The sequence below is a fragment of the Alteromonas sp. DYW1 genome (assembly GCF_059752595.1).
Genome location: NZ_CM186038.1, coordinates 213,723 through 237,507, shown reverse-complemented (window position 1 = coordinate 237,507; position 23,785 = coordinate 213,723). Strand labels below are relative to the sequence as shown.

20 protein-coding genes and 1 pseudogene are annotated in these 23,785 nt (G+C 45.4%); 13 read left to right on the top strand and 8 right to left on the bottom strand.

Annotated elements, in window-relative coordinates; all coding sequences use genetic code 11:
- Window position 1 precedes the first annotated feature (1 nt).
- On the top strand, window positions 2-466 hold the full coding sequence (gene moaE, locus AC121Z_RS01070) for a molybdopterin synthase catalytic subunit MoaE (protein WP_498125931.1): 465 nt from the start codon (window positions 2-4) through the stop codon (window positions 464-466).
- Here the strand turns inward: moaE and AC121Z_RS01065 are convergent.
- From AC121Z_RS01065 to narL, 4 genes are read right to left on the bottom strand one after another with little or no spacing between them, the layout of a single operon-like run.
- Entirely contained in the window at window positions 444-887 is a 444-nt protein-coding gene (locus AC121Z_RS01065) for a copper resistance protein CopD (protein ID WP_498125929.1), read from the bottom strand. The genes moaE and AC121Z_RS01065 overlap by 23 nt on opposite strands.
- A gap of 9 nt (window positions 888-896) precedes the next feature.
- Window positions 897-1,271, bottom strand: a complete 375-nt coding sequence (locus AC121Z_RS01060) for a YbaN family protein (RefSeq protein WP_498125927.1) — start codon at window positions 1,269-1,271, stop codon at window positions 897-899.
- Window positions 1,272-1,278: 7 nt separating this feature from the next.
- On the bottom strand, window positions 1,279-2,514 hold the full coding sequence (gene moeA, locus AC121Z_RS01055; protein WP_498125925.1) for a molybdopterin molybdotransferase MoeA: 1,236 nt from the start codon (window positions 2,512-2,514) through the stop codon (window positions 1,279-1,281).
- A 2-nt stretch (window positions 2,515-2,516) separates the two neighbouring features.
- Window positions 2,517-3,170, bottom strand: coding sequence for a two-component system response regulator NarL (gene narL, locus AC121Z_RS01050; RefSeq protein ID WP_498125923.1), 654 nt, complete (start codon window positions 3,168-3,170; stop codon window positions 2,517-2,519).
- Between the two features lie 308 nt (window positions 3,171-3,478).
- Here narL and AC121Z_RS01045 point away from each other — a divergent pair, with 308 nt between their 5' ends.
- From AC121Z_RS01045 to modC, 4 genes are all read left to right on the top strand, one after another.
- A complete protein-coding gene (locus tag AC121Z_RS01045) occupies window positions 3,479-5,092 on the top strand; it encodes an MFS transporter (protein WP_498125921.1) in 1,614 nt (537 codons plus the stop codon).
- A gap of 71 nt (window positions 5,093-5,163) precedes the next feature.
- On the top strand, window positions 5,164-5,943 hold the full coding sequence (gene modA / locus AC121Z_RS01040; RefSeq protein ID WP_498125920.1) for a molybdate ABC transporter substrate-binding protein: 780 nt from the start codon (window positions 5,164-5,166) through the stop codon (window positions 5,941-5,943).
- Entirely contained in the window at window positions 5,927-6,619 is a 693-nt protein-coding gene (modB, locus tag AC121Z_RS01035; protein ID WP_498125918.1) for a molybdate ABC transporter permease subunit, read from the top strand. Before modA ends, modB begins: the two co-directional genes overlap by 17 nt.
- 2 nt (window positions 6,620-6,621) lie before the next feature.
- Complete coding sequence (gene modC, locus AC121Z_RS01030; RefSeq protein WP_498125916.1) at window positions 6,622-7,680, top strand: molybdenum ABC transporter ATP-binding protein; 1,059 nt, start codon at window positions 6,622-6,624, stop codon at window positions 7,678-7,680.
- A gap of 25 nt (window positions 7,681-7,705) precedes the next feature.
- On the opposite strand, the gene AC121Z_RS01025 is transcribed toward modC, so the two are convergent.
- The gene (locus AC121Z_RS01025; RefSeq protein WP_498128112.1) at window positions 7,706-9,496 is read right to left on the bottom strand and encodes a histidine kinase; all 1,791 of its coding nucleotides are present in this window, start codon (window positions 9,494-9,496) and stop codon (window positions 7,706-7,708) included.
- 332 nt (window positions 9,497-9,828) lie between these two features.
- Here AC121Z_RS01025 and AC121Z_RS01020 point away from each other — a divergent pair, with 332 nt between their 5' ends.
- The 8 genes and pseudogenes from AC121Z_RS01020 (at window position 9,829) to AC121Z_RS00985 (ending at window position 18,315) form a co-directional block, all read left to right on the top strand.
- Complete coding sequence (locus AC121Z_RS01020; protein WP_498125914.1) at window positions 9,829-13,605, top strand: nitrate reductase subunit alpha; 3,777 nt, start codon at window positions 9,829-9,831, stop codon at window positions 13,603-13,605.
- A gap of 2 nt (window positions 13,606-13,607) precedes the next feature.
- On the top strand, window positions 13,608-15,140 hold the full coding sequence (gene narH / locus AC121Z_RS01015; protein WP_100642516.1) for a nitrate reductase subunit beta: 1,533 nt from the start codon (window positions 13,608-13,610) through the stop codon (window positions 15,138-15,140).
- Window positions 15,140-15,880: a nitrate reductase molybdenum cofactor assembly chaperone gene (gene narJ, locus AC121Z_RS01010; protein WP_411272452.1), complete on the top strand. Its 741-nt coding sequence runs from the start codon at window positions 15,140-15,142 to the stop codon at window positions 15,878-15,880. The genes narH and narJ overlap by 1 nt, the downstream gene beginning before the upstream one ends.
- Window positions 15,881-15,882: 2 nt before the next feature.
- Window positions 15,883-16,566 carry a respiratory nitrate reductase subunit gamma gene (gene narI / locus AC121Z_RS01005; RefSeq protein ID WP_126828249.1) on the top strand — a complete coding sequence of 228 codons (684 nt, stop codon included), beginning with the start codon at window positions 15,883-15,885 and terminating at the stop codon, window positions 16,564-16,566.
- A gap of 54 nt (window positions 16,567-16,620) precedes the next feature.
- Entirely contained in the window at window positions 16,621-17,415 is a 795-nt protein-coding gene (locus AC121Z_RS01000; RefSeq protein WP_498125912.1) for a peptidylprolyl isomerase, read from the top strand.
- A 35-nt stretch (window positions 17,416-17,450) separates the two neighbouring features.
- Complete coding sequence (locus AC121Z_RS00995; RefSeq protein ID WP_498125910.1) at window positions 17,451-17,786, top strand: PM0253 family protein; 336 nt, start codon at window positions 17,451-17,453, stop codon at window positions 17,784-17,786.
- A gap of 97 nt (window positions 17,787-17,883) precedes the next feature.
- Window positions 17,884-17,973 (top strand): annotated as a pseudogene (locus tag AC121Z_RS00990) (CBS domain-containing protein); the annotation flags it as partial.
- A 15-nt stretch (window positions 17,974-17,988) separates the two neighbouring features.
- The gene (locus tag AC121Z_RS00985) at window positions 17,989-18,315 is read left to right on the top strand and encodes a CBS domain-containing protein (protein ID WP_498125908.1); all 327 of its coding nucleotides are present in this window, start codon (window positions 17,989-17,991) and stop codon (window positions 18,313-18,315) included.
- 889 nt (window positions 18,316-19,204) lie between these two features.
- Here AC121Z_RS00985 and AC121Z_RS00980 read toward each other — a convergent pair.
- The 3 genes from AC121Z_RS00980 to AC121Z_RS00970 form a co-directional block, all read right to left on the bottom strand.
- The gene (locus tag AC121Z_RS00980) at window positions 19,205-21,946 is read right to left on the bottom strand and encodes a hypothetical protein (RefSeq protein WP_498125906.1); all 2,742 of its coding nucleotides are present in this window, start codon (window positions 21,944-21,946) and stop codon (window positions 19,205-19,207) included.
- Window positions 21,947-22,525: 579 nt separating this feature from the next.
- Window positions 22,526-22,660, bottom strand: a complete 135-nt coding sequence (locus AC121Z_RS00975) for a hypothetical protein (protein ID WP_498125904.1) — start codon at window positions 22,658-22,660, stop codon at window positions 22,526-22,528.
- A gap of 40 nt (window positions 22,661-22,700) precedes the next feature.
- Complete coding sequence (locus tag AC121Z_RS00970; protein ID WP_498125902.1) at window positions 22,701-23,783, bottom strand: efflux RND transporter periplasmic adaptor subunit; 1,083 nt, start codon at window positions 23,781-23,783, stop codon at window positions 22,701-22,703.
- Window positions 23,784-23,785: the final 2 nt, after the last annotated feature.

Genomic DNA, 23,785 nt, shown 5'->3' with positions numbered 1-23,785 from the left:
AATGATCAGTGTTCAGCGTGCCGATTTTGATCACTGTGAACAATACCTTGCCCTGAAGGAAGAGGCGGATGGGGACGGCGCTGTAGTCACTTTTACCGGTTTGGTACGAGATTTCAATGTTCAGGGGGCCGTGTCGGGCATTCACATAGAGCATTACCCAGGTATGACCGAAAAATCTCTGATGCGTATCTGCAGCGAAGCGCGAAAACGTTGGCAGTTGGGGCAAATAAGAGTTATCCACCGAGTGGGGAGAATTGGGCCTCAGGAGCAGATTGTGTTCGTTGGCGTAACATCCAAACATCGCAAAAACGCATTTGACGCGTGTGAGTTTATTATTGATTACCTTAAAACCAGCGCGCCTTTGTGGAAACAAGAGGCTACCTCAGAAGGTATGAAGTGGGTTGCCAGCAGGTTGTCGGACAAGGAAGCAATGGATCGCTGGCTTAATACAACCAACCTGTCTTGAACGATACGCCGACGATTACGAAAAGTATCGAAAGCAGGGTTACGGCAATAATATGCAGGGCCATATCCCATAAATTCTGCTGCGATAATTTAGGTAAAACTCTTAGTTTAGCGTCAACAGCTAATAAAATAGTTAACGTAAGTAGTATAAACTTAAGGGCAATCACCCTTGAGATAGGGTTACTCCAATCCAGCCATAGTGAAATGTCGGGCAACAATCGATGTGCTAACAGCAAACCGGTGACTATTTGGAGTAGCATTGCCGGTTTACCAATACGCTCAAATGCTGATTCAAACTCCAGCAAACGTTGGGGTGACTTCTCTTTCAATACTCTGGGTAATACAGCAAGCGCCAACACGATATGGCCGCCTGTCCATACTGTTGCTCCTAAAATGTGAGCGAGTATCAAATAACCATACATAGTATAACGTCAAACCTGACTGGGTCTGCTCCATATAAAGCTTAAAACGAGGATGGATACAGTGGTTACCGAAGCAATTGTCCAATGAGCGTAATCGCCAATTAACAACGCAGCGGCTACCATCGCAATCAAGCTCGTACAAGCAATGACTTTAGTCTTAAGTGCAATTACGCCTGATTGTTCCCAGTCGTTAATCACGCCCCCGAGCAATGGCTGCGATAATAGCCATTGATGTAGCGTATTCGAGCTTTTAGAAAAGCAAAAGGCAGACACGAGTAGAAAGGGGGTAGTTGGAACCAAAGGTAATACGACGCCAACAATGCCGCAAAGACAGGCCACTAAGCCAGTAAGCAGATAAATCGAACGACGAAGTTGATTACTCATTGCTTTTTTATCTTAAAACCGAATCAAACCATTGCACATCCACCGTTTCTCCCGGCTCTACCATTCCGCGACTGTTTTCAAGCACTGCGTAACAATTGCTTGTGGTAAAACAAGAAAGCACGCCTGAGCTTTGAGAACCGCCAGAGTCGACTATCAGTTGACCGTTGTCATCGCGGTAACAGACTGCGCGTTGATAGTCAGTTCTTCCTGGTTTCTTTCTAAATCTGTTCTTTGCGATGGCTCTAATGGCGACTCTTCCCTCAGGTGTGCAGCCCGCTAATAGTGATAAAGACGGTGCGGCAATTTGGTCAAAGGTGACTGCCGCTGATACTGGATTACCGGGGAGACCAAAAAACAAACTGTTGTTTAATCTGCCGAATGCGAGTGGTTTGCCAGGTTTGATTGCCAGCTTCCAAAAGTCTACTTGACCAATCTCCTCGAGGATTTCACGTGTATAGTCAGCTTCACCCACCGACACGCCGCCAGAAGTGATTACGCAATCTGAATTTGCATCTGCTTGGGTAAAGGCATCACGAATTTTTTCCGGATCATCTTCTATCACACCCAAGTCCAGAACCTCAGCGCCAAGACGCTTTAACATCGCGCGAAGCATGGGCCGATTACTGTCAAAGATTTTGCCTTGTTGAGGAGTATCTCCAGGCTGTAAAAGCTCATCACCGGTTGAAAACAATGCCACTTTAAGCTTGCGGAAAACTGATACCTCATCGATACCGATAGACGCGAGGAGCCCAATATCAATTGCAGTCAGCCTCTTTCCTTTAGGCAGCACGACGGATTTTTTTGCGATATCACTACCTGCGATTCGTATCGCTTCACCTAGCTTAACAGTGTGAGTGACTGTGATTTCCTTACCATTTGCAACGGTGTTTTCTTGCATAACCACCGCATCCGCACCTGATGGGATTTGTGCGCCGGTCATAATACGCACGCACTGATGCTTGCCGATCTCGCCGCTGAAAGGATTGCCAGCAAAGCTCTTACCAACCAGATTAAAAGTAGTACCAGAAGACAGATCCTGATGGCGAATAGCATAGCCGTCCATTGCGGAGTTATCAAAACCCGGGACGTTGATGGGAGAAATCACATCTTCGGCCAATACTCTATCCAGTACCGAATCAAGACTGCAATACTCAACTTCAACAATCGGAGAGATAGTGTCCCAGATGATTTGTTTTGCTTCCTCTATCGGCATAAGGCCTTTTGCATCGCAACCACATCCCATGGTTAAGCTCCTTTTTGGTGGTTCACCATCCATACCGCTGCTTCCACACGAGAGCGTAGATTCAGTTTTTTAAGAAAGTGCTTCACATGGACTTTGACCGTGCCATCCGAAATATCCAATTCTCGTGCAATAAGCTTATTGCTCATACCTTTGGCGATGAGTTTGAGGATCTCCAATTCACGACTGGTCAGGCTGGCCAATGCTCGACTTCCAGCCCTTTCGGGTTTTCGTAACGCTGTTGCCAGTACTTCAGTTAGTTTTGCACTCATCACCATTTTACCAAGTGCGGCTTCACGGAGTTTGTCGACAATATCTTCTGGATCCATGTCCTTTAGAAGATAACCATCTGCACCTGAACGCACGGCTTCAACAACATCTTCATCGTTGTCAGATACCGTCAACATGATGATGCGCGAATCAACACCTCTATCCCGCAGATGCTTAAGCGTTTCCAGTCCATCCATACCTTGCATGTTCAAATCCAGCGTGATCAGGTCAGGTTCCAATTGAACCGCCATTTCGATGGCTTCTTTTCCTGAACTCGCCTCTCCAATAACTTTTAGATCATCTTCAAATTCGATGAGTTGGTTTAATCCTTTACGCAATAAAGGATGGTCGTCGACCATCATGATAGTAGCGGGTTTGTCTTCGAACATGTATGCCTCCTTACAAACGCTGAGTCATTCGTTTAGTTTAACTATACACTAACTGGTGAACTTCTCTTAAATTACTGGAGGTAAGCCAGCTACCACTTATGAGGTAGCAAAACACATTTTTTGAAACCCTTTAAATATTGGGAATACAACAAGATAGCTATACCTCTTTCAGCACTCAATGTGTCAAAAATCGTTAGTTTTGTTACCACAATGCTTCGCCTAGCTACCTACTGAAGCAGATTGTTAGCTCTGCCTGCGTGGACCATAGTGTGACCAAATAAATGTCATTCTATGTTGGAGTAAGCGTTATGTCTGATCTGCACAAGTGGGATCCAGAAGACCCTGATTTCTGGGAAAAAGAGGGAAAGAAAATAGCGAATCGCAATCTTTGGATATCCATTCCTAGCTTGCTAGCAGGCTTCGCTGTATGGCTCTATTGGGGAATCATAACCGTTCAAATGTTAAACCTGGGTTTCCCATTTGCAAAGGCTGAACTCTTTACCTTGATGGCGATTGCTGGATTGACCGGCGCAACACTGAGAATTCCAAGCAGCTTCTTTATTCGATTATGCGGCGGTAGGAACACCATTTTTTTTACGACTGCACTACTAATGATACCAGCGGTAGGAGCAGGATTTGCGCTGCAAAATCCTGATACGCCATTATGGCAATTTCAACTGTTAGCACTGCTATCCGGTTTCGGCGGCGGAAACTTTGCTTCATCAATGTCTAATATCAGCTTCTTCTTCCCAAAGAAGCAGCAAGGTTTGGCACTGGGTATGAACGCAGGTCTAGGTAACTTTGGTGTTACCACGATGCAAATTGTTGTGCCACTGTTCATGACATTCGCTGCCTTTGGTGCTTTTAGTGGCGACCCGATGACGCTGATCAACGCATCAGGCACGCTCATCGGTAAAATTCCTGCAGGCACAGAAAGCTATATTTCAAACGCCGGTTTTGTCTGGTTGTTATTACTTGTCCCTCTATTCTTCCTATCATGGTTTGGTATGAATAATATTCGTACGCCTGATGTTTCTCCAAACATTGGTAACCCTCTAACATCTTTTGCTCTGATCACGGTTATGCTCAGTATCGGTTTGGTGGTGGCTGCTTTTGGCTTATGGTTGATGCTACCAGAGACTGCAAATGGTTCTGGATTCGGGGTACCCAAGGAAGTTGTTTTAGTGCTGGTTGTGACTGCCACCGTCGTTATCTTAAAAATGTTACCAGGTCCAATTGGTGAGAGTCTGACTCGTCAATATCAAATCTTTAATAACAAACACACTTGGGTGATGAGTGTGATTTATACGATGACCTTCGGTTCGTTTATTGGTTTTGCGGCCTCATTCCCGCTCGCGATCAAAGTTATTTTTGGCTACAGCCACGTTATGGTCGATGGAGTGATGACGCACAATACCATCAATCCTAATGGGCCAAGTGCTTTAATGTACGCTTGGATGGGGCCTTTCATCGGTGCACTTATTCGTCCGTTAGGTGGTTGGATTTCGGACAAAGTCGGAGGTGCACTGGTAACACAAATCTGTTCAATTGTGATGATTGGTAGTGCGCTCGGTGCGGCATACTACATGAGAGAAGCTTATCAGTCTGCCACACCAGAAGAGTTCTTTATCCCTTTCTTTGTGTTATTCATGCTGCTATTTGCAGCGACTGGTATCGGCAATGGTTCAACCTTCAGAACCATCGCACAAGTATTCCCTAAAGAACAAGCTGGCCCTGTTCTTGGTTGGACGTCTGCGGTGGCGGCATATGGTGCCTTTTACATACCCAAAGTTATTGGTGAACAAATCCAGGCAACTACTCCTGAAGTCGCGTTGATCGGGTTTGCAGTGTTCTATGGAGTCTGCGTCTTGATTAACTACTGGTTCTATTTACGTAAGGACGGCGAATTCTACAACCCTTAGGCAGTCCCAAACGTCGATATTAAGGTGCGAACGATCGCACCTTTTATCGGTTTACCATGGTTGAGACTCTCATGCGTTTAAAGCTAATTTTCTCATTAATAACCCTGTTTTTTCATTTGAATGTAAATGCTGATGAGCTGTTAATAGCAGCTGCGTCTGACCTCAAATTCGCAATGAAAGATATTGTTAGTTTGTTTCAGACATCCAATCCAGATGTGGCCGTTAAAACGTCGTTTGGTTCGTCAGGGAAGTTTCGTACGCAGATCCGCAACGGTGCACCATATGATCTGTATTTCTCAGCAGACATAAACTTTCCACAGCAGCTTAAAGCAATGGGGTATTCTTCGTCGGCAGTTGTCCCATACGCAAAGGGCCGATTAGTTCTATTGAGCCATAAAAACGATTTGTCTAACGGCCAACTCGCTTCTTTGCTTAACGCTGACTTTGAGAGAATCGCTATTGCCAATCCACGACACGCTCCCTATGGAATGAAAGCCAAAGAGGTACTGGAGCAAACTGGATTGTGGACTCAGCTGACTTCAAAAATCATCTATGGTGATAGCGTTTCCCATACTGCTCAATTTATCGTTAATCAGCATGTCGATGCGGGTATCGTTGCCTTGTCGTTGGTAAAATCTGCATGGAGCTCCTCAAGAGCCTCCTACATATTAATACCGGAGACTCTCCATTCTCCGCTACTCCAAGGTTTTATTGTCACCCAACACGGTGGAGACAACCCTACCGCGTGGCGATTTCATTCATTTATGCAAAGTGGAGCCGTCTCAAAAATACTGACAGAATATGGGTTTGAAGTACCTGATCAAGAGGCCGCAAATGCTATCCACGAGTGATATGCAAGCCTTGCTTCTGACCTTAAAGCTGGCGAGCACGGTAACCATTCTCCTGTTATGTTTTGGAATTCCGTTTTCCTGGTGGTTGGCTAGGTCTCGCTCCAAGCTCACAAGTCTCTTAACTGCATTGGTAGCGATGCCACTCATATTGCCGCCTACGGTACTCGGATTTTATATACTATTGCTTTTAGGTCCTGAGGGTCCGGTGGGTAAAGTAACAACGCAATTAGGTTTTGGTGTATTCCCTTTTACGTTTTCAGGCTTGGTCATAGCCTCGATTGTTTATTCTTTACCCTTTACAGTACAACCACTTGTGTCTGCCTTTGAAGCCATCCCTACTCGAACGCTAGAAGTCGCATCTACGTTAAGAGCCTCTCCCATGGATACTTTTTTTTCTGTGGTGTTGCCTCTATCAAAGAATGGCATTCTTACGGCTATCGTTTTGACTTTCGCGCATACGATTGGTGAGTTTGGTGTTATTTTGATGATTGGAGGCAATATTCCGGGTGAAACGCAAGTTGTATCAATTCAAATTTATGACCATGTAGAGAGTATGGATTACGGCGCCGCACATAAGCTGTCATTAATCATGCTAATCTTTTCATTTATAACATTAACATTTCTGCAATGGATCCGGCGTCGACGGTTTGCATTCGTTCCCGTGAAGAGGCGGTAATTGTGGAACTCGCTTATAGGCTTTCTAAAGGGCGTTTTAATCTGAATGTTGCTCTTAAACTTCCCGAAACTGGCATTACTGTGCTTTATGGGCATTCTGGGTGCGGCAAGACAACATTGCTGCGGTGTGTCGCTGGCCTGGAGAAGGAGGCAGCTGGATACTTTTCTATCGGTGATGAAGTTTGGGATAGCCCAAAAACTAAGCTTAAGCCGCACAAGCGAGCCATTGGATATGTCTTTCAAGAGCCAAGTCTATTTAGCCATCTCAGCGTTAAGGATAATCTTCTCTATGGTATCAAACGTGCCGTTCACGCAAGCAAACAGAACCTAGATGAAGCAATTTCAGTGTTGGGAATTGCACACCTGTTAAATCAAAAGCCTGCTGAATTATCAGGTGGGGAAGCACAGCGTGTCGGCATTGCTCGGGCACTGGCGTTGAACCCCAAGATTTTGCTGTTTGATGAACCACTGGCATCTCTTGACGATGACCGAAAACGCGAGATTTTACCTTTCTTAAAGCGTGTTAAGCGGCAACTGAGCATACCCATGTTATACGTTACTCACGCAGCGCCAGAAGTGGCAATGCTAGCAGATCATGTTGTTGTTATGCATGAAGGTAGTGTGGTATCTAGTGATTCGCTGTCGGCCTCGCTTTCAAATGAGATGTTACCACTAAGACTCAATGATGAGATATCGACGGTCTTGTCAGGCAAGGTAATAAAGATTGACAAGCAGTGGCACTTAGCTTGTATGTCTATTGGCGACCAAGCACTTTGGATACCCAACAATAGTTTCAAGATAGGCAACCAAGTAAGAGTTCAAGTCTTTGGGAAAGATATCAGCCTGGCGAATTCTGTAAGTAAAAACAGTTTTCAAAACGTGCTCAACGCTCAGATTGTAGCAATCAATGAAGGTGAGCACCCAAGCCAAGCAATTGTAAAAGCTACTGTAGGCGAAAATGCTTTTATGGTTTCGGTAACCAAACGCGCAATAGCAAATTTGTCTTTAGCGGCTGGTAGCCAAGCGTTGTTACAGGTGAAATCAGTTGCAATTCACAGTTGATAAAACGGGTCAAAAGCTTGGGAAATCAAGCACTCTTGCTCTTTACCTCAAGAGTTCGCGCATACTCCGGAATAAAACTAAACATGACCATGGTGCCGCGTTCATCATTTCGTTTGACTGATAATTCCCCATCCAAATTCCGGCTGCGTTCCTTCATAATGGCCAGGCCGTAGTGATTCAGCTTATTCGGGTCTTCAGGGATGCCAATTCCGTTGTCTTTAACCGTTAATATCACTTCTGATAAGGAATTAGTGGTTATGCCAATTTCAATATTGGAGCCCTTAGAATGATAGAATGCATTTTGGGTCGCTTCTCTGGCAATTTGTAAAAGATGTATTTCTTCTTGAGGCGTGAAGGGAATATTGCTTACGTGATAATTAAGCGTAAAACTGAAATCGTCTGAGCGGTTTTGCAATTGCGAAATCGTTTGCTCTAATGCGGCTTTGATGCCCTGTCCATCGAGTTTCAATCTGAAAGTAGTTAACAATTCACGCAGTTCACTGTAAGCCGCGCCAAGTCCATTTTTTAACTCATCAATAACTTGGTCTATTTGCTCCTGAGCACTGTCTTTTTGCTGCAGGCGTTGCAATCGAGTTACCTGAATTTTTAGGTAGGACAATGCCTGCGCCAGAGAGTCATGCAGTTCTCTGGCAATTATCGTGCGTTCGTTCATCAAAGCGATACGCCGCCCCTGTTCGTTTTGATGTTTCATGCTAAGACCATTGGCGACCTGTTCAGCAATGGCTTCAAACAGCTGGTGCTGCCAGTCTTCCAGAATACTCCCTTCAGCCAAACTCACCACCAAGACACCATAGTGTTGATCCCCAATACTTAACTGATACTTCATTTGCCCATTAACAGGTGGAAAAAGTGAATCATGCTCAGTACAGTTGTGACAGAGCTGTTGTTGGCATTTGTCTGGAATCGTTTTTTCGGTACTCATCAAATGTTCATAGGGGCTCGTGCCTTGCGCTGTCATAATGCATAGGTCTAAGTCTTTTACACCTGTTACGTCAGCCAGCTTGTTGAGTAATGGTTGAAAATCGACAGAGCCGGGTTCAACTTCATTGAGTTTGCGTGACACTTGAAACAGCAATTCGAGTGATTGATTTGAACGCGATAGCTTTCTTGTCTTTCGTTTGATTTGCTCTTCCAGTTGCGATTTTGAGCGATACAGGCTGCCGCTCATTTTGTTGATTGTTCGGGCCAACAATGCAAGCTCGCCTTTGCCCGTTTCCTCTGCTCTGGCAGTGAAGTCTCCTTGGCCTATTTGACGAGCTACTGCTGTCAGCTTTGAAAGCGGTTGCTCTATATGCCGATGCACAATCACCATCGCTAGCGCAATAAGTATCAGGGTGCAGAATAATGCCAGACTCTGAACTAATCGGATCGTAGCAATATTGGTTTCAGCATGTTTTTGGTAAGCAGTAACCACTAGTTCGATGTTTTCCACCAATGTGTTGAAAACTCCAAGACTAGAAGTATTATTCTCAGCTGACGCAGTTAAATAGGCTTGGATCAACGGCTTGACTTCTTCACTCCAGTATTTTGTAACAGCCGCATGATGCTTTGCAATATCACCGCTATCCCGAAGCGCCTGTTGATTAACCAGCACGCCGGTATTCAAAGTCAGATCAAATTCACCAACTAATTGATTGATTGTCTCAATATCATAAGGGCTTTCCTGCATCATGCTATGAATTCGATACGCCTGCATTCTCAATGAGCCCGCCACATTGACCGCCTGAGCATCAAACTGAGCGCCGTCACTCATAAACACGGTAGTAAACATACTGATGATCGCCAAAAAGCTCACCGAAAACATTAATGCGGCGATTTTAAAAACTGTCGAATGTATGAAACTTTTAATCGGTTGCATGGGATATTTTTAGATTTCGTCGACTTACAAGTGATACCTACAAAGATTAGTTTACGCTCAATTTCTAATCGGTTTTTAATGACATCAGTCTAGACCCCTTTAATACAAAGGAAAAGCAAAAAAATGCCTCTACCACTTTGGTGGTAACTCCCTTATTTAGCGCCATTTTCGAGCTCTTGCCGTGCGATTAACAATGCACTTTAATCCATGTAGAGCTTGAGTTTGCAGCGCATCTTAACGTTGCTATTCCATTGATAAAGGAGTCTGGCGTGAGTCATTTTTTAGACAGATTGCAGTTCTTCAAACGTAACGAAGAGCCGTTCTCAAACGGTCACGGGGTTACCACGAATGAAAGTAGAGGGTGGGAAGACGGATATCGCCGTCGCTGGCAGCATGACAAAGTTGTGCGTTCAACCCATGGTGTTAATTGTACCGGGTCATGTTCCTGGAAAATCTATGTAAAAGATGGATTGGTAACCTGGGAAACTCAGCAAACCGATTACCCACGTACGCGCCCAGATCTTCCTAATCATGAGCCAAGAGGTTGCCCAAGGGGCGCAAGTTACTCTTGGTACATCTACAGCGCCAATCGCCTCAAGCATCCAAAAATTCGTAAACGCTTAGTTAAACTTTGGCGAGTAGCGAAAGCCCAACACCAGGACCCGGTAGAGGCATGGCGCTCGATTGTCGAGGATCCTGTAAAAGCCAAAGAATATAAACAACAACGAGGCCTGGGGGGATTTGTTCGCGCTAACTGGAACGAAGCTAATGAGATCATTGCGGCTGCCAACGTGTACACGGCGAAAACCTACGGCCCTGACCGTATTACTGGTTTTTCACCCATTCCTGCGATGTCTATGGTTTCCTACGCCGCGGGTGCGCGCTATCTGTCTTTAATAGGCGGTAACTGCCTTAGCTTCTATGACTGGTACTGTGATTTACCACCTGCATCTCCTCAGATTTGGGGTGAACAGACCGATGTACCTGAGTCAGCTGATTGGTATAACTCGAATTACATTATTTGCTGGGGCTCAAACGTTCCGCAAACACGTACGCCTGATGCTCACTTCCTCACAGAAGTACGCTACAAAGGTACTAAGGTCATCGGTATCACACCTGATTATTCAGAAGTGGCGAAACTAACTGACCAATGGCTGGCACCTAAACAAGGAACCGATGCAGCATTAGCGATGGCATTTGGCCACGTTATTCTTAAAGAATTCCATGTTGAGAAACCATCAGCTTATTTTGCCGATTATGTGAAACGTTATACCGACTTCCCTGTTCTGGTCATGCTAGACAAAGCTGAGGACGGCAGTCTGCATCAGGGGCGATTCCTTAGAGCGTCAGATTTAGATGGTCAACTCGGTCAAGACAACAACCCTGAATGGAAAACCATCTCGGTCAATGATAAAGATGGCGAATTGGTTTCGCCTACAGGCTCAGTCGGTTATCGCTGGGGTGAAAAAGGTAAATGGAATATTACCCAAACTGATGGTAAATCAGGTGATGAACTCGACTTACGAGTAAGTCTGAAAGGTAGTCATGATGAGTTGGTCAGTGTTGCTTTCCCATATTTTGGTGGTGCGGAGCATGAATTTGGCTACTTCCAGAATACTGAGCACGACGATGTATTGCTGCGCAAAGTGCCAGCTAAGAAAGTCAAACTCGCTGATGGCTCTGAAACCTATGTTGCCACTGTTTTTGACTTAACACTTGCCAACTATGGTGTCGATAATGGCTATGACGATCCAAATGTGGCCAGCAGTTACGATCAAGATATTCCTTATACTCCTGCCTGGCAGGAACAAATCACAGGCGTTCCACGCGCGGATGTAATCAAAGTCGCGCGGGAATTCGCAACCAACGCAGACAAGACCAAAGGTCGTTCCATGGTGATCGTTGGTGCAGGTATGAACCACTGGTATCACATGGACATGAACTACCGTGGTCTCATCAATATGTTGATGATGTGTGGTTGCATCGGTCAAAGTGGTGGCGGTTGGGCACACTATGTAGGGCAAGAGAAACTGCGCCCTCAAACTGGCTGGCAACCACTGGCGTTTGGGCTTGACTGGCAACGTCCACCGCGCCATATGAACGGTACTTCTTTCTTTTACAATCATTCGAGTCAGTGGCGCTACGAGAAGTTAGAGATGACAGAGGTCATTTCTCCAATGGCAAACAAAGACAAATGGTCTGGTTCGATTATTGATTTTAACAGTCGCGCGGAACGTATGGGCTGGTTACCATCAGCACCACAACTTGGCATGAATCCGCTTCAGCTATGCAGAGATGCAGAAGCTGCTGGTAAGTCTCCACAAGACTATGCAGTTGAGCAACTCAAAAGCGGTGAGCTAAATTTTGCCTGCTTGGAGCCTGAAAATCCGCAAAACTATCCACGCAATTTGTTTATCTGGCGTTCGAATTTGCTCGGTTCTTCAGGTAAAGGCCATGAGTACATGCTGCGCCATTTGCTGGGAACAAAACACGGCTTGATGGGCAAAGATCTTGGTGAAGACGGCGGTAAAAAGCCAGAGGACATTAAGTGGGTCGATGAAGCTGCCGAGGGTAAAATTGACTTGTTGGTGACATTGGACTTCCGCATGTCAACCACCTGTTTGTACTCGGACATCGTGTTGCCAACAGCAACATGGTACGAGAAGGACGACTTAAATACGTCTGATATGCACCCATTTATACACCCATTAAGTGCAGCGGTAGATCCTGTGTGGGAGTCCCGTTCTGACTGGGATATTTTCAAAGGCATCGCCAAGCAATTCTCTAAAACTGCAGTCGGCCATTTAGGTGTAGAGAAAGACTTAGTCACCTTACCGATTCTGCACGATACGCCAGCAGAAATCGCACAACCCTTTGGCGTGAAGCATTGGTGGAAAGGAGAGTGTGACCTTATTCCAGGAAAGACTGCGCCGAACATGATTGTGGTGGAGCGAGACTATCCGAATACCTATGCGCGATTCACCTCGATTGGGCCATTGCTTGAAAAACTTGGCAATGGCGGTAAAGGAATAAGCTGGAATACCGACACAGAAGTCGAATTTCTTGGCCAGTTAAATCGTCGTCATGTTGAAGAAGGTGCGAACAAAGGTCGGCCTAAAATTGAAACTGCCATTGATGCGGCGGAAATGATTCTTTCACTCGCGCCGGAAACTAACGGTCACGTTGCGGTTAAAGCATGGTCTGCCCTTAGTGAGTTTACCGGGCTGGATCACACGCATCTGGCGAAACCCAAAGAAGAGGAAAAGATCCGCTTCAGAGATGTGCAGGCACAACCTCGCAAAATCATCAGCTCGCCTACTTGGTCAGGTTTAGAAGATGAACACGTTTCATACAACGCGGGTTACACCAACGTGCATGAGTACATTCCGTGGCGCACAGTCACAGGTCGCCAACAGTTCTATCAGGATCATGAGTGGATGCGCGATTTTGGTGAAACCATGTGCCTGTACAAGCCACCAATCAATCTCAAAACCGTGAAGCCAATGATGAATAAGCACCCCAATGGTAATACGGAGATTGCGCTGAACTGGATAACGCCACACCAGAAGTGGGGGATCCACAGCACCTATTCAGACAACTTGCTGATGCTTACACTGTCTCGCGGCGGCCCGATTGTGTGGATTTCTGAGCCCGACGCGCAGCGCGCAGGCATCGTTGATAACGATTGGATCGAGGTGTTCAACGTGAACGGTGCGATCGCTGCCCGAGCGGTTGTGTCACAGCGTGTACCGGAAGGCATGAGCATGATGTATCACGCTCAGGAACGCATAGTGAATGTGCCGGGTTCAGAAGTTACCAAAACTCGCGGTGGTATACACAACTCAGTCACGCGTGCGGTGATGAAACCGACTCACATGATTGGTGGATATGCACAACAGGCCTACGGTTTTAACTACTACGGTACTGTGGGATGTAATCGTGACGAATTCGTTATCGTTAGAAAAATGGCGAAAGTCGACTGGTTAGACGATGACAGCGTCGAACAGAGTGCAGATGAATTTAACAACTTTGGAGCGGAGGGCTAATCATGAGAGTTAGAGCTCAAATAGGCATGGTGCTCAACCTTGATAAGTGTATCGGTTGCCACACCTGCTCTGTAACTTGTAAGAATGTATGGACATCACGCGAAGGCGTCGAGTATGCATGGTTTAACAACGTTGAGACGAAACCGGGAATCGGTTATCCCAAAGAGTGGGAGAATCAGGAAAAATGGAACGGTGGCTGGACTCGGCATAGCAATGGCAAATTGACACCTAAGCAGGGTGGCAAGCTACGTATTCTGGCCAACATTTTTGCCAACCCCGACTTACCGGGTATTGATGATTACTACGAGCCGTTTGATTTCGATTATCAACATCTGCATAAAGCGGGAGAAAGTAAGCACCAGCCTGTTGCTCGTCCTCGTTCATTGATAACTGGTCAACGAATGGAAAAAATTGACTGGGGCCCGAACTGGGAAGAAATCCTCGGTACCGAGTTTTCCAAGCGTCGAGCTGACAGTAACTTTAATCAGATCCAGGCCGACATGTACGGCGAGTTTGAAAAGACTTTCATGATGTATCTACCTCGCCTGTGTGAGCATTGCATCAATCCTGCATGTGTGGCGTCTTGCCCATCTGGGGCAATCTACAAGCGTGAAGAAGACGGTATTGTCTTGATTGATCAGGACAAGTGTCGCGGCTGGAGAATGTGTGTCAGTGGTTGCCCGTACAAGAAAATCTATTACAACTGGAAAACCGGCAAATCAGAGAAATGTATCTTCTGCTATCCACGTATTGAAGCGGGTCAACCCACAGTCTGTTCTGAAACCTGTGTAGGTCGAATCCGTTACTTAGGCGTTATGCTCTACGATGCTGACCGCGTAGAAGAAGCTGCCAGTGTTGCCAATGATAAGGATCTATATCAAGCGCAGTGCGACATTTTCCTCGACCCATTCGACGAAGCTGTACAGGAAGCAGCACGCAAAGAAGGTATTCCTGAGGCGTGGTTGAAATCAGCCCAAGAGTCTCCGGTTTACAAGATGGCCATGGACTGGAAAGTCGCTCTACCGTTACATCCCGAATACCGCACACTGCCAATGGTATGGTATGTGCCGCCTTTGAGCCCAATTCAAAGCGCAGTTGAGGCCGGTAGTGTGCCAATGGATGGTGTCTTCCCAGACTTAAAAGCGTTGCGTATTCCAATGAAGTACTTAGCCAATATGCTGACTGCGGGTGACGAAGCTCCGGTTGAGCATGCGTTAAAGCGCATGATGGCAATGCGTAAATTTAAACGCTCACAACAAGTTGACGGCGAAGAAAATTTAGAAGCGCTGGAACAAGCTGGACTCAGCGTCGCGCAAGTTGAAGAAATGTATCGTTATATGGCGCTTGCCAATTACGAAGACAGATTCGTCATTCCGACTAGCCACAAGGCATATGCAGAAGATGCTTACGATATGAAATCCGGTTGTGGCTTCAGCTTCGGCAACGGTTGTAGTGGCGGTGACAGTAGCACCGACTTGTTTGGCGGTAAAAAACAAACCGTACGTCAAGTCATTCCTGTGGAGGTACAAGACTGATGGAAATTTTAAAAGTCCTTTCAAGACTTCTTGATTACCCGACAGAAGCGCTCTATGAGCACGGAATCGATATTGCAGAAATTATTGCAAACGATGCCGAGTTTGATGACTACAACAAAGCTAGTCTGCTCGCATTTGTCGATCAGCGCTTCTCAGACAGCTTGCTTGATTGGCAAGCTGATTATGACGGTCTGTTTGAGCGTGGTCGTTCACTATCGCTGCTCATCTATGAGCACATTCATGGAGAATCGCGCGACCGTGGTCAGGCAATGGTTAATTTGCTGGAGCAATACCGAGCCGCAGGCTTGGATATCGGTGTGAGAGAGTTACCTGATTATATCCCCTTGTTTCTTGAGTTCGTTAGCACACAAGGCAGCGAGAATGGCAAAGGCTGGTTGCAGGACATTGCACCCATCCTTGCGCTACTACAAGTGCGGCTGGAAAAAAGAGGGAGTAACTACAGTTCAGTCTTTTCAGCATTAGTTGCTCTTTCTGAGGCAGCTATTGATGTGCAGGCACTGCGTGAGCAAGTCAAAGATGAAAAACGTGATGATACCAAAAAGGCGTTGGACAAAGTCTGGGAAGAAGAAGCCGTCACTTTTGGTGGTGACGCAGTAAACGGCGGTTGTCCGTCTCAGGTCAATCGACCCTCTGAGACGCAACGTCGTGACCAGGATGTTCCCATCAGTTTTGTAGATAATTCGTCAGCCAAAGCGGCTGAGCAAGCAATAAGGAGCTAGTAATGGCTTTTTTAGATATGTTCTTTTTTGGCATCTATCCTTATATCGCAACCGGGATTTTCTTTCTCGGTAGCCTTCTACGGTATGACCGAGAACAATACAGTTGGAAAACTGGGTCAAGCCAAATGCTTAGTAACAAAAACTTTCGTGTAGCCAATATTTTATTTCACGTTGGTATCATTGCGATTTTATTGGGGCATTTTGCGGGCCTCGTATTGCCTTGGGAAATTTGGCATGCACTTGGAATTTCTTTGGCAACTAAGCAAGTGATAGCCATGGGTGTGGGTGGTTTCTTTGGTGTCTTATGCTTTATTGGTTTAACTATGTTGGTAAAGCGCCGTTTGTTTGATCCCAGGATCCGCGCTAACAGCAGTAAGATGGACACCGGCATTTTACTGCTAATCTACCTTCAGTTAATCGTAGGTATGTTTACCATCGTAATCTCTTCGGGTCATATGGATGGTGCTGTGATGTATAACCTAATGAGCTGGTCTCGTTATCTATTGACGTTCAGGCCGGTTGAAGCAGTAGAGTTTATTTCAACGGTTCATCCGGTTTACAAGTTCCACGTTACTTTGGGTATAACGTTGTTTGTACTATTCCCATTTAGCAGGTTGGTGCATATCTGGAGCGTTCCTGTGCAGTATGTCCGCAGAAGCTACCAGGTTGTTCGTTCAAAAGCATAATTACCACAATCACTCATTGGGGCAAGGAAGCCTCCTTTTTAAGTAGGATTGACTATGTCACTTACAAACACCCCCGATATTACAGTAAACGGGAAAACTATTAGCTCGGCTATGATCGACGCTGAGGTTCAATATCATCCGGCAGAATCACGCCGACAAGCGATGGTAAAAGCGGCAGAAACACTGATTATTGGTGAGCTAATTACGCAAAAAGCGATGGAGAAAGGGATACCACTCAACCCTAAATCAGGTGCAATTGAACAAAACAGTCAGTTGATTGATAGCTTGTTAGCCTCTGAAGTCTACGTTCCGGAAGCAACAACGGAGGAATGTGAGCGCTATTACAGTGCAAACAAAGGTACGTTCAAAACACCCCCGTTAATTGAAGCAAGTCACATACTGATTGCATCAGACCCGAAGGATCTTCAACATAGGGCAGAATCTCATGCTTTGGCAGTTAGCCTTATTCACAAGATACAAGGCGGAGAATCTACTTTTGGTGAGTTAGCGAAGCAGTTTTCTTCATGTCCTTCCAAAGATGTTTACGGCAGCTTAGGCCAGCTCTCACATGGCCAGACAGTAAAGGAGTTTGAACGCCAGGTATTTGCCGCTAATGAGGGGCTGATGCCACAGCCGGTGGAGACTCGCTATGGTTACCATGTTGTTCTTGTTGCTAGAAAAGTAGATGGCAAGCCGCTTTCCTTTGATATGGTAAACGAAAAAATCAAACAGTATCTTAATGATAAAGTGCATCGAAAAGCACTCTCGCAATATTTACATCGACTTGTCAGCGAAGCAGATATACAAGGTTTCAAGTTTGAATTCGATGATTCGATGTTAATGCAGTAGCGTTATTTAGACTTGAATAAGTGGTGGGGTAAAAGATGACAAATCCCTTCGCGGCGCGCTGGACAGCGCAAGGACACACGCTCTGTTTGGGGCATTGGGAAATCAGCTTTAACCAACAGCTTTTGGAATTGCCTTCGGTAAAAGCCGAGAACCACATGGGTACACGCGGTATTTTCAGTTGGCTATTCCCAGATGATGAAGAATATACAGAGGGATTAGAGATTCACGAATGGATTGAGGAGCAAGCGGACTGGCTTGTGCCGCTGTTTGAGCGTTACGACATTCCATTCGACGAACAGCATGTTGAGTGGTTTTATCAGGCGGTCAATCAAAATGACTGGCGATGCGGTAGTTGTGGTGGCTGCCTTTAACTAAGAAGGAATGGAAAAATGGTGAGTGATAGTACAACAGTGCTGGATCTGCTAGAGAAATACCACGTAGCAGCAATTGCCAGTACAGATTTATTGACTGCTTATTAAGGCTGGTCAATCAAAAAACTCTCTGAGTTTTTTTGCAAAGCACAAAATAACTGATGCGCCTGTTATTGCATCCGATGAAACCCTTGTAGGTGTTGTGACACAAACTGATGTTGTGAAATTTGAAGGCAGTAGCCCCGATGAAAAAGAGATTGAAAAAATCATTCAACACTACATTGGGCCACAGGGAACCGTGTTGCAATCAGAAATCGACAGAACAAAATCTCGTGCGTCAGATTACTGCACCGTTAACTCTATTATGACCCCCGAAGTGTTTTCAATAGACGAGAAAAGCTCCATTTCAGAGGCGTATAATACGCATGATATCCATCGTTTGTTCGTCACGCGAGAGTCAGAGCTGATTGGTGTTGTTACGGCCATGGATATTCTTAACTGGTTTATTCAATGCCCTACGGAAGATTAATAAAGCTTAGGGTTGTTCTGTGAAAGGCCTTATTATCAATAACCAGTTTTTGAAAGGGGATTAAGCTAAATTTATAAAAAATCTTTGAGTTTCTTAGTCAAATAGTCTGCCTAATAATTTGGGCTGCAAACTTTTTTGATGGCTTACCATAAAATGTGTTTCAAGATTTAGTTAACCAAGAGATATTTAAAGTGATGCAGCAGCAGTCGGTTAATGGTATGAAACTTTTTTGTATCAGATTTGAGTGATATCCACACCAATTTATTCGAATAGTATGATACTTTTTGATTTATTGGATAAGTTGGGTTTAATAAAATCAACAACTTAAATTCGCTATAGTATGATAGTTTTTTGTTAATCTATATTTTTGCAAATTATTGTTTTGCTCTGGTGTGACATATTCTATTGGGTGTTTCTAGCTTCTGCTCAGTGCCATTTGCTGCCGTTGGTAACTCATGTCGTGGGCGGCAGTTGTTTACGTATTGTGGACCTTCACGAATATGATTCGGTTATTATGAGAAGTCCTGATGCTAATCGGGAAACGCCTATTGTTTCTGCTAAAGCTGATTCAAATCCTTCAAACCTTTACAGTACTGCTTGCAGATATTACACATCTGATTGCAGGAAAGGAAAAGTCGCGCTTGATAATGAAATCCGCATTTTAGGTGATTTACGAACAAACTTGAGAGGGTAATCTCTCCAACATCCATGAGAATACGATGGCATGTCAGACGCCAAAATGTTAGGCCACGCACTGCTCGATGGTAAACGCCGCAATGTGAAATACTTGGTAATTAACATGTGCGTTGGCGGCCGCATGGGCGTGGCGGGCCCATTTGAGATTATCTTGCCGCTCATAAAGAGGTGCGAATTGCACATCCATTTGGTATTATTCCAACCGCCCGCGGGTCATTCTGGTCAACGCGTTCTCAAGGGTCTTCATTTCTTTGCTGTCGCAGGCATATCGCTGCATAAACGTTGCGACCCCCCGTAAGTTATCACTCATTGTAAATAAAGACTGTTGTGCATCTTTAGAAATGATACCAAAAGCGCCATAAATGCTTGCCATCGTGTCTATGTGACCGGCACTGGTCCCTTTACCTAGCTGGGTGAATATGTCGGCATGGCGCCTCGCAATCGTATAGTGATACGTTTTACTGTATGTATTGCGATACACCTCTTCCCCCATAATCGTTCGGCTTATCTCATCCCATATTTCAGTACGCGTAAAGTCGATAGGATTTGGGCCTAAGCATTTGGCTGCCAGGTGCTCATATGACACAATGAAAAACCCTGTCATGGCTGTGCTCATGCTAATACCCTTTAAGCTGTCTCGCATAGCTTGCTTCATGGCCTCTGGCTCACTGTCCCGACCAGCAAAAAGAGACGCTAGTTCGATCATGCCGGAATTGAGCATAGGCTCAGACAATTCGAGCATTGCCTTCTCAAATTTTTTGTCTTCCTCGGCTATAATTTGCATGTCGTTTCGATACAGCGCGTTAATGTAAACGGCGCCATCATCGTCGGCACTAAACGGGCCATTTCCTACCCTTATTCGATACGCGATAACTTCAAGTTCTGCCAAGCGGCGCTGTTTAGCCTCGTTAACTAATTGCCAGGTAAAGGAGTATTGCTTATCTGGCCGTATGAACAGGTCTGTAGTGATTTGGTTTAGTTCATCAATACTGGTAATTTTGTTGATTTCATCAATAACACTCTGGCTGACTTGCTCAAGAAAGGGCTCCCGCGCTTTAAACAGCTTGGCAAAAGTGTTGCTCACTACGGGTTGATTTCTGAATCCAACATACAAATCTTTATGTTGTTCAAACCATTTCTTATAGGCAAGAAGTGCTTCCTCCGGCGTTGCATGGCCGGAATCCGCAGGCAAAATATGTATCGAAAAATAATTGGCTAATAAAGCGGGAAGTTCACTATTAATATAATCTCTAATCTCGTCCCGGGCTCTTATATTCAGATCATTCCAACTGGCCAATGTCCGCGGTTCTGCGGCGCTCATCAGTGCCTTCATATCTCCATTTTGAGCCTGTTGTATGCGCGCATTAATTTCAGCATAAACCTCTTCTCGCTGCGATTTACCTTTATGCTCTTCCAGGTTTGCCTCAGCCTGTGTTTTTTCTTCAGACTTAACGACCTTAGATTCAGTATTAGTCTGATTCTTTTGTTCAACCAACCTGGTTTCAGTTTGAGCTTTCTCTACTGGCCACAATGCATTGCGAACATAAACAGACTGCACTTCAAATTCGCTCAACACCGAAGAGTCATTAGCTTTCGCTAACTCGTTTAGTGTGTAGGCCTGCCACTCGGCCGCGCCATCGAGCACCATGCCACCAATGGCGGCACTCATGTAATGCAAAACCCGCGGTATCTCGCCAAAGCCGCTCGACAAGACGTTAATGTGCGATCTTCTAACCGATAAGTTATTCTGCTGCGAGCAAACCCGCCCTAATTCGTAAACATAGCCTTCACGCAACTCATCATCCATATCTAATAGGCTTTGTTCAAAGTAATTGTTGAACACTGATGGCCTGAACAAATTTATCAGTTGAACGATTTGGATGCTTTGCTCCGACGTTCCCTTGTATTTGTTGAGCTCTTCTAGCCAGGCGATTAGTGAAGGCATACAGCCCGAACCGGCTTTTTGCTGCAATACAGGGTGCCGGCCCATGGCAACGTCTTGTTGTTGCGATCTAAGCACCTGCATTTGTTGAGTTAGCAAATTTGCCGCATCCTGATTACCGGCTTGCCGTTCTTGCGCTATTTGTGACTGTACTTTCTGCATTTTCGCGTTGATTTGATTTAGCAGAGCTTGTTTTTGCTGTTGTTTCTCACGTTGGGCCTTTTGCTGTGCTGCCATTGCCTTTTGTCGTAATCGATTTTGTTCGGCGTTAATTTTGGCGCTTTCGCTAAATAAGTCATTTACTTTTTGGCGCAGCTCAGCAACCAATGCATTGTTGCCTTCGGCTCTAGCTTGTTGCCCCTGAATTCTGAATGACTCAACCTGTTGGTTAATGAGATCTGTTTTGTTTTTGGCCTCAATAGCTCGCTGCTTCGCTTCCTCGACTTCCTCATCAGCCCCTACAGCACGCTGCATATATTCAGGCAGTGTATTACCAGCCACCAGCAAAATCGGCGCTTTTTGGCTACTTTGGGGGCCACCAAAAAACAGATATATCTCATCTTTATCTTTGCCTATCGCACCCAAAAGCATAACGGCTGGTTGCCTGTGAGGCTGATACTGAATTTTGAGCATATTTAGCTTAGGAATAAGTTCGCCGGTAAGCGGGTATGTAGCGGGCGCTGGTATGGTATTAAAAGCATCAATTTCCACGACATCGAGTATTACCCTCCCAGCTATCGGTTCCCCGCTGCCTAATTGCATCGCTAGGTCTTGCCCGTTCCTTGCGCCCCGGCGCATAGATGGTTGTACTTTGTTAGCTGAAGAGGCCAAGGCACTAGCATCAAGCTGGAGAGTTATGCGTTTAACGTGCCCTTGCTCAACAACCAGACCCGTCCAGACTTTGGATATCTCAGATAGCGCTGTTTCTGCACGGCTCAACGGGCAAAAGAAAATCCCGGCAATAGACAAAGACGCAACTAATAATCTGTTCAACTTAAATCCCTTTATTCATTTGTGACTGAGCATGCGGCATTAGTCCACCATCGCCTTAGCTCAGTCGATAACATTGTCTAAATAGTAACCTATCAGTGACTAATAGCCAAAATAGCCTTAACCAAAAAGTTAAGGCTTAAGCGATGATATGCAGCGTTCTCCTACTGCTATTTGTCATTATAATCCCCCAGCACGTACCAGGCTTTCTTTTTAATACCTTTTTCAGACAATAAGCCCTAGCAATTTCAAAAATCCTGAATGGTGGCAAGCGGTCTTACCGGTCAGCGAAAATCTTTTAGAACCCACTGCGACATGCCACAATTGGTGCAAGCAGGTGCAATCAAGATAGTCCGCTCATCGTCTTCAGCAGACCATCGCCTTGGCTGTGGTGACGATCCGCTATTCGCTCAAAACAGAAGCACAACTGTTCAAACAATATTTAGACTAGGTTACCGGGATTTAAGCTTGCCTACATGTTTTGATAACACAGCAAAGATTGAAGTTGTTATTGCATGTAATGGCTATAGATCGTCGCTGGAACTGGTAGCGATTGAACTCCAATCGCTACCGACTTTGTCTCTAAGAAAACGCTTGGCTAATAAACTTAGACATATTCTCTTTTTGGTAGTCTTCCATCGACGCATAAAACCCTAAACTTCCAATTAAAAGAAAAGCGGCTACGTAGGCCATTATTTTTTTTGTTTTTGCTTGCATGATACTTCCTTAATTTGATCGCACGTTCTGCTATGAATGATCACGACACACTTTGAATGGTCACTTCTTGCCCTTCAGTGAGACGTTCCGCCCCGCGAACCGCAATTTTATCTCCCGCCTCTAATATCTTGCCCTCTTCTGCAGGGCTAACTTCGACCCACTGACCTTCGCCTTTTCCTACACGCACCGGGATATGGTGAGCCTTATTTTCGCTGTCAATTTTCACCACATGGGTGCCTTCACGTCGGATGATTAATGCATCTCGGTTGATAAGTGTTACCTCGCCAACTTTGGTTACGGGTAACACAACATCAACGAGCTGACCACTGGCCCATTGAGTTCGCTCATCCAACTCGATCTTGGCGCGAATTTCAAAGGTTTGTGAACGTGCATCAGTGGCGGGAATAACTGCCGAAATCAATGCCTGAGATTGTTGTATATGCGTGAACTCATCACTGGCAATCGACATTGTTTGGCCCAGCGCAACAAACGGTAAATATTTGATCGGTACATAAAGCTGTACTTCCAGATTATCAATATCTAAAAATCTCACTAAGGGCTCGGCTCGACTAACCTCTCGACCAGAAAGTTGATAACGAGTACTGACCACACCATCAAAGGGTGCTCTAACCGTTGTCCTTTCAAGTCTATCCGCCAATTGTTGTAAACGAATTTTCGCCAGCTCAATGTCTGACTTAGCCATATCCAATTGATTCTGCGTTGAATCGATTTGACTTTGCGCGGCCGCATCGGTTCTGGCCAGCGACATCAAGCGTGATAGTTCTTTTTGCTGGAACTTAACATTCAACTCAGCACGACGGATCAAGGCTTCTTGCTCAGCATGCTGGAGCTGAACAGGTAACCTGTCTATCTGCGCGATAACCTCGCCCTTTTCCACAAACTGACCAGGCTCAGCGACAAATATCAATTGCCCGGCAGCCCCTGCGGTCAGGTCCACATCGTTGTGACCAAATACCGTACCATGCACCTTCACATTGGTGGTGAGAGGGGCTTGCTGAACGGTTTCGACTTTGACCGGCACTTTGATGTCTTGGGCAAATACATTGACCGAGAATTGAGCCAAAAATACTGCACCAGCCATTACATAGGTAAACTTACTCATTA